This is a genomic window from Odoribacter splanchnicus DSM 20712 (genome assembly GCF_000190535.1).
GTDB lineage: Bacteria > Bacteroidota > Bacteroidia > Bacteroidales > Marinifilaceae > Odoribacter > Odoribacter splanchnicus.
Window position 1 is genome coordinate 719694 of sequence record NC_015160.1, and the last position, 11342, is coordinate 731035.

Consider the following 11342-nt stretch of genomic DNA (forward strand, 5'->3'; position numbering starts at 1 on the left):
TAGACAAAGCTATGAAAAAAAATGATGGCTGTGGGCAAAGTGTCCCCATAAGTTTTACTTTGTTATTACGAATTATGAAATTGGGTCTTATTTTTTTGGTTGTTTTGAATTTTTCTTCATTTGCAATCACCCGGGCTCAAGAGAAACGGGTTTCCTTGAGTATGGAAAATGCTGAATTGCATCAGGTGTTGAAAAAATTTAAACGACAAACGGGGGTGCGTTTCTTTTATAACGGGGAGAGACTGAAAAAAGTTACCCCGAAGAAGGTAAATATTCATGACCTGGAGTTGGAAAAAGCTTTGGAAGAAGTGTTGGAAGGTACCGATCTGACCTGGAGTTTCTGGAAAGATGTGGTGGTTATCAAGGATCGGGAAGAAAATCCGGAAATCAAAGCGGTGACCGAAAAAGAAAAGCATTTGGTTAAGGGTACGGTGAGAGATGAAAAAGGTGAATCCCTGCCAGGGGTTTCCGTTCTAATTAAAGGAACATCCATTGGTACCGCAACAGATATTGATGGGAGATTCATCTTTTCGATACCAGTCGGAAAATATGTATTACTGTTTTCAATGGTTGGAATGGAATCTAAAGAAATTGTTATTGATAATAACAAGGAAATTTCAGAAATTGTTGTTGTATTGAAGCTGGCAAAAAATGAGCTGGAAGATGTTGTCGTGACGGGTATCTTTAAAAAAAATAAAGAATCTTATACTGGAGCAGTAAGTACTATCACTGAAAAAGAGTTGAAAACATTTGGTAATAAAAACCTATTGACCACAATTGGCAATATTGACCCTTCTTTCAATATACTAAGTAACAATGAAATGGGATCTAACCCAAATTATCTGCCGGACATCCAAATTCGTGGAGCAGCCAGTCTGCCCAATTTGGAAGAGTTGCAAGACAATAGCAAAACCAGTATTAATCTTCCACTCATCGTATTGGATGGTTTTGAAATCACTTTGGAACGGATGATGGACTTGGACGCCAATGAAGTTGCTAGTATCACATTATTAAAAGACGGTACCTCCACTGCCATTTACGGATCTCGGGGAGCTAATGGAGTTGTAGTTATCACCACCAAAGAGCCTGAAATGGGGAAATTGGCATTGACTTATAATGGAAGTGTCAATATCGAAGTCCCCGATTTGACAGAATACCGTTTGTTGAATGCCAAAGACAAGTTGGAATTGGAACAACTTTCGGGATATTATGAAAGTTATTCTCCTTCTAGAGACTATTTGTTAAAAACCAAATATACATCCATCTTGGCCGATGTAGAAAGGGGAGTGAACACCTATTGGCTATCCAAACCGTTAAGAACGGGCGTAGGTCATCGCCATAACCTCCGTTTGGAAGGTGGAGACAAAAGTTTCCGTTACTCTGCTTCCATTCAATACAATAACGTAGCTGGAGTTATGAAAGATTCTGACCGCAACAATTTCAATGCAGGAATCACTTTGACCTATCACCATGAAAAATTAATCTTCCAGAATGCGTTGACCATCGGTCTTACTAAATCCAACGATTCTCCTTACGGTTCATTTTCCGATTATACACAATTAAATCCTTACTGGAAACCATATGATGACAATGGAAAAATCGTCAAATTGTTCGATAATGACACCGACTATTGGGGAGGATTAAGCAGTTTGCCTAGGAATCCTCTATATAACGCTACTTTACATTTGTTAAAGCAACAGCAATATACCAACATCACCGACAACTTCTCCATTGAATGGAGACCATTTGAAGGATTTATTGCTCGCGGAAGAGCCGGGATTTCCACCCAAAGTTCTGAATCGGACGATTTTAAACCGGCACAACATACTGATTTTGAATCAGAACAATATAAAACCGATAGTGGAATTTTTAGAAAAGGACACTACAATTACGGTACCAGTAAAACTTACGATTACGATTTTGCCTTGACCTTGAATTACTCCAAAATATTTGCCGACAAACACCTGCTCTATATCGGTTTGAATGTTGATCTGACTCAGAAAAAATATAGAAACTACAACTTCGTAGTAGAAGGATTTGTAGAAGAAACATTGGATTTCCTCTCCGCTGCTTTACAATACCAAGAGAATGGCAAACCAACAGGTTCTGAAAACATCACTCGACGGATGGGTATCGTTGGAAACTTAAACTACTCTTTCGATGACCGTTATTATGTAGATTTTGCTTACAGAACAGATGGCTCTTCTCAATTCGGAAAAGACAAAAAATTTGCACCATTCTACTCTGCCGGTATTGGTTGGAACATTCATAACGAAAAATTCATGAAATCGGTTGATTTTATCGATCGTCTGAAATTAAGAACTTCTTACGGACAGACTGGTTCTCAAAATTTCAGTGCCTACCAAGCCATCTCCACTTACTCTTACTATTTAAACGACCGCTACTATCAATGGATGGGAGCTTATCAAAAAGCGTTGGGCAATCCTAATTTGGAATGGCAAAAAACTGACAAATACAATTTAGGAATTGAAATCAATACATTCAATAACTGTTTGAATTTCATCGCAGATTTTTATTTGGAAAAAACCTCTAATTTGCTTTCTTCTTTGGAGTTACCGTTGTCTAACGGATTTACCTCTTACGTAGAAAATATTGGTAAGGTGGAGAATCGTGGATATGAATTGAAAGCCACCGGATTTTTGATTCGGGACACCGAAAGAAGATTAATCTGGACTTTGACCGGTTCGTTGGTACACAACCAAGATAAGATCGTTAAACTATCGGATGTTCTTAAATCGGAATACTCTAAACGGTTGCTGGAAGGAGGAATCCTACCGAATAAAGTGCTTCGGGAAGGAGAATCCCAAAATAGCATTTATGCAGTTCGTTCCATGGGTATAGATCCCAGCACCGGACGCGAAATGTTCTTAAAACAAAATGGTGAGATATCTTATACTTGGGATGCAAATGATCGGGTATATTGTGGAGTTAGTGAACCGAAATACCGGGGGAATTTCAGTACCATGTTCCGTTGGCGTGACCTTTCTATCAACTTATCGTTTGCCTATCGTTTGGGAGGGCAATTGTATAACTCCACTTTAGCTTCCAAAGTGGAAAATGCAGACAAACGATACAATGTAGACGAAAGGGTATTTACTGACCGTTGGCAAAAAACGGGTGACCAGACCCTATTTAAAGGATTGAATAACGAATCTAGTACTTATGCAACCACTCGTTTTGTACAGGATGAACGCACTTTAATTGGTCAAAACCTGTACATTAGCTACGAGTTTTTGAATAATCCTTGGTTACAGAAACATTTAGGCATACAGACCTTGACATTAAGCGGAGACCTGAGCGATTTGTTCTATTGGTCGACCATTAAACAGGAAAGAGGATTGTCTTATCCATTTTCTCGCCGTTTCTCCTTTTCATTATCCATGCGATTCTAAATTTGATACTATGAAACAGATAAATTACATACTCATAATGTTGCTGCTGTGTTGTATCACTGCATGTAACGATTGGTTGGAGGTTGCTCCACAAGCTGAAAAAGAAGAGGCTGAAATGTTTGAAAAAGAAGTAGGATTCCGAAATGTTTTGATTGGCGCATACATCCGCATGAAGTCGAATAACCTGTATGGAGAAGATCTGACTTACGGAAGCATAGAAATGTTAGCACAACATTGGACTAATACTGACGATTTAGGCAAATATTTAAAAGCTTATAATTACGAACAGAGTGTTGTGGAAACTAAAATCAATAGTTTCTATGGAAATCTATACAAAGTAATTGCTGATGTCAATGGCCTATTAAATAACATCGATGCTCGAAAAGAGATGTTCGAGGGCAATAACTTCGAAATTATCAAAGGAGAGGCATTGGCTATCCGGGCTTTTTGTCACTTCGATGTATTGCGCCTATTCGGTCCCATACCGACTAATTTGCCCGAAGGAACCATTCTTCCTTACGTCACTACAGTCTCTATTGTCCCTAATCGTTTAGTCTCCTATAACGATTTTACTACCAAATTATTGGCTGATTTAGATGAAGCCGAAAGATGTTTGGAAGGGAATGACCCAATTCTTACAGCTTCTATCAAAGAGTTAAGTACATTGGAAGTGGCTCAAGACGATAATTTCTTGTGTGACCGTCAAATGCGTATGAATTATTATGCTGTTTGTGCCTTAAAAGCTCGCGTACAGTTGTGGTTAGGGAACAAAAATGAAGCATTGAAATATGCCCAAAAAGTAATTGATGCCAAAGATCCCAATGGCAACGTGATGTTCCGTTTGGGCTCTGCCACGGATTGTGCCAATGGAGACTTAATCTTCTCTTCTGAACACATCTTCAATTTGAACGTGTACAATCTGAGTGATTTTAAAATTAGTGCTGCTAATACATTCTACACCAATAGCACGGCACTAAAATATTTCTGGGCTTCGGAAACCACAGACATTCGTCGTGGGAAAATGTGGAAAGAGGTATATGACAATTATTGGTGGACCTATTACTACTATATGACCAAATATACCCAAGCTACCAATATGCCGGTTTGGGCTAAAAACTCTATTCCTTTATTCCGCTTGGCTGAAATGTATCTGATTGCGATGGAATGTGGATCTATCCAAAATGCAAACGACTTATATAAAGAAGTGTGTATTGCTCGCGATATTACTCCGGTAACTTTTGGCAGCACGGAAGAATTATCAGAAACGTTGATTTTAGAATACAATCGGGAATTTTACGGCGAAGGACAAGCTTTCTATGCTTACAAACGTTTGGGTAGAAGCAAAATTTTCGGAACCTCTACCGTCGGATCTGCATTAATCTATGTATTGCCTTTACCGAAAGCAGAAAGTCTTTACATCCAATAAATTGAATATCATATGAAAAAAGTAACATATTTATTTATACTGTTTTTGGGCATTGCATCTACAGGATGCCAGGAAGAAAAAGGATTCTTGTTTCAAGATGTCACACGTATCAGTTTTAGCCCGAAAGAAGCGGGGAATTACGAAATGACCTACTCTTTCATTTGGGGAACTCAAAATCGAGACACCGTTTATTTGCCTGTCTCTATCTCCGGAAGAACGGCTGACCACGATCGTCAGATTGAAGTTGTGCAAATTCCGGGATATGATGTTACCTACAATTACGATGATCAAGGCTATTTGACTGATTCTATCATTACGGAATGGAGCAATTCTGCCGTTGCCGGGAAACATTATATCGCCTTTGATGATGCTGAAGCAAAAGCATTATTGAAAATCAAAGCAGGAGAGATTACCGGATATGTTCCTGTCATAGTTCTCCGTAATACCTCTTTGAAAACAGAAAAAGTTCGTCTCCGAATACAATTGGTGGCTTCCAACGATTTGGAATTGGGGCAAGCTAAAAATTTAATTATGCTGTTAAATATTTCAGATCAATTGGAACAACCTGTTAATTGGACTCGATATAGCACTGCACAGAGCTATTTGGGCACCTACAGCAAACCGAAACACGAACTGATGATCAAGGTATTGCAAGACAAAGTGGACGAAGAGTGGTTGGAGCAGATGGCCAATGATCGACCGAATCTGATTTTTTGGAGAGGAAAATTCCAGGAAGCATTGAATGCCTTCAATAACGACCTGGTAAATATCGCCAGTGGAAAAGCTCCTTTGCGAGAAGATCCGAACGATAGCAATAGTGCAGAGGTTACTTTTCCAAGCAACGTTTAATCAGATGATTTATTTTAATTGACAAATTATGAGAATATTACATTTTATATTTACCTTGTGTATAGCCTGTTTAGAAATCGCCTGTTATGAAGATAAAGGCAATTACGACTATACAGACAAATTGGAAATCACTGTTTCGGGAATACAAGAAGCCTACAACCGAACTGTTGGCGAAACCATTTCACTAAAACCCCAAATTACACCGGCCAATCGGGAATACGACTGTTTTTGGGGTATTATCGCATTCAACAGTGGCTCCAACAACATAGACACTATCTCTTATGAACAGGACTTGGATTACAAGATCAGTTTAAGAACCGGAAGTTATAATTTGCTTTTCTGTGCAAAGGACAAAGCAACAGGTATTTATGCTTATGAGAGATACAACCTGACCGTGGGAACAGAAACCACAGATGCTTGGTGGGTCCTAAAAGAAAATAGCAATGGCACCGATTTGGATTTGATTACTCCTACCAAAACCATGCCCGATTTTATCTCCAGTATCAACGGTAAACAGATGGCCGGAGCTCCGGTATCTTTAGCTTTCACTCTTTATTATAGCGAATTCGATTCAACAACGAACACTAACGTAAAGATTAGTTCTGTCTTTGTCGCTAGCGAACAGGACATTGTGGCTTTAGACTATTATAGTGGAAGATTAATCAGAGATTATGACAACTTCTTCTATGAATTCCCTCAAAATCGGAAAGTAACCCACCTGTTTAATGGTCCTAGTGATATTCACGCTGTGATTGACAATCACGTCTACACCATCCCAGCGATGAAAAGTAGTGCCCCTTACACCCGATTTTCAATTAAAGTGGACGGCAATTACCAGTTGTCTTCTCAATACCATGCTGTCGGGGCAAAACAACCGCTGTTGTATGATGAAATCTCTTCCTCTTTCTGTAGCGTAACAAGAGGAACTTCCCTTCTAATGTACACAGATAACTCGGGCATTTCACCCAACAACATGAATATGGAATTAATTTTCATAGGTAGTAGATCTCCCAATATATATGCTCCAGGAGACGTGGCATATGCTATCATGAAAAATGGAAACCAATATTACTTGATAAACATAGATGGTACCCTCATCAATCGAGTAAACAGCAATCCCATCAAAGAAATGGTAAAGATTCCTTCCGATAAGGGAGTATTGAATGCAGATTTTAGAACACTCAATGAAAACAACGATATCATTTATTATACCAAAGGTAATGACATATTTGCTTGTAAACTAGATACTTTTGAAGAGATTCCTCAGAATCTGGGCATTGGCAGTGGAGAAACTATCACCTATATGGAGTATGTTAAATTTGCTCCTTATGGTGGTAATACGGACTGGTTTGATTATGTTGTCATTGCTACCCACCAAAACGGACAATACAAACTCTACTTGCATCCGATACAAGCCGGAAATATTCAGCCGGCAGAGAAAGTATACACTGGAGAAGGCAAAGTAAAAAAAGCATTATTTATCAAATTGGTACAATTTTCTTGGGGAACGGGAGTGCACGATTCTATCAGTTCTTAAAATGAATGATACGTTTAAGTAAAATACTTCTTACAACAATATTCAAAATATGATCACGAAACAACTCATAGTTTATTTACTAGCCTGTATGGGATTATTGGCCTGTAGTGCTTCTTCTGTGACCATCGAAGGAAAAGATGGAATAAACCGGCAGAAAGAGTACTACCTATACGGTTGTCAAGCGGGTAGTTTAATTCCTATTGCTTCTGCTCTAATCGATTCAAATGGCTGTTTCCGTTTAAATGTTCCATTGCCTCAAGAAGGTTTCTATTTATTGGGAACAGAACAGGGCGTTATGCATCCGTTCTATCTGAAAGGAAACGAAACGATTCGGCTTCGCTTTCAAACGAATGGAATGATATTAGAAGGAGAACAGACTCCTGAAAATCAAGCATTGTCCCAATGGGAACAAGCCGCAACTTTGGTCCGGGAACATGCTTTTCTATATGAACGTTTCGGAGGTGGATACAGCACAGATCCGGCAACTTTCACACAAGAATTGGAAGATTTGCTTCGAGTTCGCCAACAACTCAAACCGGAAAAGGCTACCGGCAATGCCACTTTCAACTCTTTGTTAAAGGCTAAAATGGAAGCTGATGTCGATTTCTATGCCCTTGCTTACCTGCAACGAAATGCCGGAAATCTTTCCGATACGATAAGATTATCCAACTATTATCAAAAAATGCAACCGGAAAAAACATTGCAACAACCTGCATTGTTACAACTTCCTTATGCCGGAGAGATGTTACGAACATACGTGTGGTACAAATACGGAGATCCTATCGAACTGCGAGAAGCATTCAAGTACAAATCAACCTGCCTGATAGACTCTACATTTCAACAACACTATTTGTATAATGAAATCAGGCGTTTTCGTTATTACGAACAATACCAACAGCTGATAGATAGTGTGGGAAAGACATTTTTCGGGAAATCCTATCAAAACGGATTAGAAATAACCGAAAAACAGTTGGCTTGGTCAAAACCGGGTATTCCTGCTGTTGATTTCAAAGGAATGCAACCGGATAGCAGTTCATTGGCCCTCTCTGAACTATTCGGAAAAGTCATTGTCGTAGATGTTTGGGCCACCTGGTGCTCCCCTTGCCGAATGATGATACCCTATTTCAAACAGTTGGAAAAAGAGTTGGAAGGAGAAGAGATAGAATTTCTAAGTGTCTGCATCGGAACCTTCGTCGAATGGGATAGGTGGAAAAAGATTATTGCAACAGAAGAACTTACCGGCCACTTGATTTTTATTAACAGCTGGATCAAAGGTTTTGCCAAAGAGTATCGAATCGTTGGAGTTCCTCGGTTTCTAATTTTCGACCGCGAAGGCAGAATCGTTTCCGTCAATGCTCCTGCACCAAATAAACCAGCCCTCAAAAAGTTGATTCTAAAAACGTTGGGGAAATAATGTATAGGATGGGGATGACTAAAAAGTCTTAGTCATCCTCTTTTTATTCGTACTCCTGATGGAGATTTCTTTCGAATATTCAATTCTCAGAGGGATATTTTTGACTTTTTATTCACTCCCTTTTTTTGAATCTTGTTCGCTTAATATGGGGTATTAATTTGATTGATAGTGAAGTATAAGTAGAAGCATACGTTTTAAAATCTTGTAAGCATCTTCCGCCTAGCTTCGGCCAACCGTCTTGATGGTGAACATTCGGAGAAACAATATAAATACCATCAAATTATATTATCTTTTCCCAGAAGGTTCATGAAGCTTTGCAAGATATCCGGATAAAATATCGCTGGCAGACTCTCGAAGGAGAAATATGGCTGTAAAAACCTTTGGTTCAGAATGCCAGCCAGAAGTTTAAAAAAACAGCGATACGCTTAAGCCACTCTTGGGCAGGAACAGGTATCTGTTATACAAAATCCGGGAGAAGTGGAGTGAATCTCAAAAAACGAGAGTGTAACTTTTATTTTGACGATATCCGGAGGTTGAAAGCATACATGCATTCCATTATAATGGTGATCCCCAAAACGTTCCAAAACAGGGGGAAAAAGAAAAGCAGTTACTTTCGTAACTACTTTATTTTTATGTGGTAGCACCTGGAATCGAACCAGGGACACAAGGATTTTCAGTCCTTTGCTCTACCGACTGAGCTATGCCACCAGTGCTGTTTTGCGAGTGCAAATATAGGGCATTTCTATAAATCTGCAATAGTTTTGCGGGTATTTTTTATCTTTTTTCATTTCTTAGTCTGAAACACAGATAGATCATCAGGATAATCAAAGAGATAGAAGCCATGGGTACGGCTGGCTGAGCAATGGCCCAGACCGGTATAGCTATAGCCAGGATAGCCAGATAGAATTTCAGATATTTTCTGATGAATAGAGGAAGCGCTTTCCTGAAAATAAAAGGGATTACAAATAAATTGAGCGGATTGGCCCATAGGATATTCCAGTTTGGAGCAGTGATGGGGTGTGCTGTAAAACCTCCTAAGAATACAATCAAAATCCCTACAATTCCTGTGAAAAGGAGAAAAATAAGGGAAATGACATTCAATAATGACCGGCTTTTAACATATTGTAAAAGTAGGATCAGTAGCAGGCATCCTAGAGCAAAAACGAAAAGGGGAGTCCCATACCAGGAATTGGATAGGTTCATTTCCGGAGCCTGATATAAAACTTCGGCAGGTTCGGCCAGCAATTGTCCGTCGTATCGGGCATTTTTAAGTCCATACATCAGATAATCCGGCAAGAACATATATTGAAAAGTAGTGGCCGTACGATTACCCCTTTGCCCCAGGATCGTATGTATGCCCCATTGTACCCAAGGGGAAGCTTGCAAGTACTCATCCAGTAGATTCCAGAAATTTTTGTTTACATCCGGCATATTCCAGGCGACACTGTCGGGTAAACTTTTTAATAAGATATCCCTGCTTCGGGTGGTACAATTATCGAATAGAAAGTTGTAGAGATAATAGCGGTTTTGCGGGAGCAGGTTCTCTTCGAGCAGATCGAAAATCCGTTGTTTTTCCAGCGAATCCAGCCGGATAGTTTGAGCGTAGACCGTACGTTCTTCCAGCTGATAATTGTATATGAAATGGGAGAATTTCTGAACAGTCAGCTGATAAGGAAGCAGGCCTCGTGCATATTTTAAATAAAAATGGGGAGTAGAGAAGTCGAAAGTGCCATAATTGTACACCCTGTCGATTTGGTGTCGGGGATCGTTGATCCGGATGGCCGTATGACCGAAAAGAGAGTATAATTCGTTGCCGGGAGCACAAGTCAGGATACTGACTTCGGTCTCCGGAGAGAGTGTTAATCCTATTCCTTTAATAGAAATCAGACTGCTTATTATAAATAAAAAGATGATCTTTTTCATTTTATATGTCTTTTTATTCCGGATATTCAATATGACAAAGAAATAGAGCCTGTGCAGGAACAGAAGTACCTGCATTACAGCGGTTTTTAGATTCTATAATTTTGCGAACATCTTCTGGGGTCAGTTTACCTCTTCCCACGTCAATCAACGTACCGACAATCGCTCTTACCATATTCCGCAAAAAACGGTTGGCTTTTACCGTAAAAATCAGCTGTTTATCGGTCTCTTCCCACTGAGCTTCATATATAATACAATTATTGGTTTTGACGTCGGTATGAAGTTTCGAAAAACTGGTAAAGTCCGTATAATCGAATAACACCCGGCAGGCTTCGTTCATTGTCTGAATATCCGGCAGGGGATAAGCTTTCCAGGCAAATGGATAGGTAAACGGATCTTTTGTTTTATCGATATAATATTTATAGGTACGGGAAATAGCCGAAAAACGGGCATGTTTATCCATAGGTACCCGGTATATTTTGTAGATTGCAATATCTTTATCCAGTAATCCGTTCAGTTTATAGACCACCTGTTGCGGCTCCGGAAGTTCACATTCGATATCGAAATGAGCGACGAAAAATGAAGCGTGTACACCCGTATCCGTTCTACCGGCGCCGACGACGTATATGTCCTGGCGTAGCAAAGTACTGAGGGCCCGGTTGATTTCTTCCTGCACGGACGATGCTCCCGGCTGGATTTGCCAGCCGTGGTATCGGCTGCCGTTATAAGCTAATTCAATAAAATATCTGACCATTTTTTCTTATCTCCCGCGAAGATAAAAAA

At 39.6% G+C, this 11342-nt stretch carries 7 protein-coding genes and 1 tRNA gene; 5 read left to right on the forward strand and 3 right to left on the reverse strand.

The annotated features are described in order from the left end of the window. Positions 1-11: 11 nt before the first annotated feature. The 5 genes from ODOSP_RS03020 to ODOSP_RS03040 are packed head-to-tail and all read left to right on the forward strand — an operon-like array spanning position 12 to position 8639. Positions 12-3413, forward strand: coding sequence for a SusC/RagA family TonB-linked outer membrane protein (locus ODOSP_RS03020; RefSeq protein ID WP_013610937.1), 3402 nt, complete (start codon positions 12-14; stop codon positions 3411-3413). 10 nt (positions 3414-3423) lie between these two features. Then, positions 3424-4839 carry a RagB/SusD family nutrient uptake outer membrane protein gene (locus ODOSP_RS03025; protein WP_041556327.1) on the forward strand — a complete coding sequence of 472 codons (1416 nt, stop codon included), beginning with the start codon at positions 3424-3426 and terminating at the stop codon, positions 4837-4839. Between the two features lie 12 nt (positions 4840-4851). Then, positions 4852-5688 (forward strand): DUF4843 domain-containing protein, encoded by an 837-nt coding sequence (locus ODOSP_RS03030; protein ID WP_013610939.1) that lies wholly within the window; start codon positions 4852-4854, stop codon positions 5686-5688. 28 nt (positions 5689-5716) lie between these two features. After that, positions 5717-7225, forward strand: coding sequence for a PKD-like family lipoprotein (locus ODOSP_RS03035; RefSeq protein ID WP_013610940.1), 1509 nt, complete (start codon positions 5717-5719; stop codon positions 7223-7225). A 49-nt stretch (positions 7226-7274) separates the two neighbouring features. Further along, on the forward strand, positions 7275-8639 hold the full coding sequence (locus tag ODOSP_RS03040; protein ID WP_013610941.1) for a TlpA family protein disulfide reductase: 1365 nt from the start codon (positions 7275-7277) through the stop codon (positions 8637-8639). A gap of 635 nt (positions 8640-9274) precedes the next feature. Here ODOSP_RS03040 and ODOSP_RS03045 read toward each other — a convergent pair. The 3 genes from ODOSP_RS03045 to truA all read right to left on the reverse strand — a co-directional run bounded on the left by ODOSP_RS03045 (position 9275) and on the right by truA (position 11313). Continuing rightward, positions 9275-9347 (reverse strand) — tRNA-Phe (locus ODOSP_RS03045). Positions 9348-9413: 66 nt separating this feature from the next. After that, positions 9414-10562, reverse strand: coding sequence for an Lnb N-terminal periplasmic domain-containing protein (locus ODOSP_RS03050; RefSeq protein ID WP_041556330.1), 1149 nt, complete (start codon positions 10560-10562; stop codon positions 9414-9416). A 13-nt stretch (positions 10563-10575) separates the two neighbouring features. Beyond that, positions 10576-11313 (reverse strand): tRNA pseudouridine(38-40) synthase TruA, encoded by a 738-nt coding sequence (truA, locus tag ODOSP_RS03055; protein WP_013610943.1) that lies wholly within the window; start codon positions 11311-11313, stop codon positions 10576-10578. Positions 11314-11342: the final 29 nt, after the last annotated feature.

Coding starts and splice junctions, on each gene's coding strand:
- ODOSP_RS03020 (WP_013610937.1), top strand. CDS start 12: ATGAAAAAAAATGATGGCTGTGGGCAAAGTGTCCCCATAAGTTTTACT.
- ODOSP_RS03025 (WP_041556327.1), top strand. CDS start 3,424: ATGAAACAGATAAATTACATACTCATAATGTTGCTGCTGTGTTGTATC.
- ODOSP_RS03030 (WP_013610939.1), top strand. CDS start 4,852: ATGAAAAAAGTAACATATTTATTTATACTGTTTTTGGGCATTGCATCT.
- ODOSP_RS03035 (WP_013610940.1), top strand. CDS start 5,717: ATGAGAATATTACATTTTATATTTACCTTGTGTATAGCCTGTTTAGAA.
- ODOSP_RS03040 (WP_013610941.1), top strand. CDS start 7,275: ATGATCACGAAACAACTCATAGTTTATTTACTAGCCTGTATGGGATTA.
- ODOSP_RS03050 (WP_041556330.1), bottom strand. CDS start 10,562: ATGAAAAAGATCATCTTTTTATTTATAATAAGCAGTCTGATTTCTATT.
- truA (WP_013610943.1), bottom strand. CDS start 11,313: ATGGTCAGATATTTTATTGAATTAGCTTATAACGGCAGCCGATACCAC.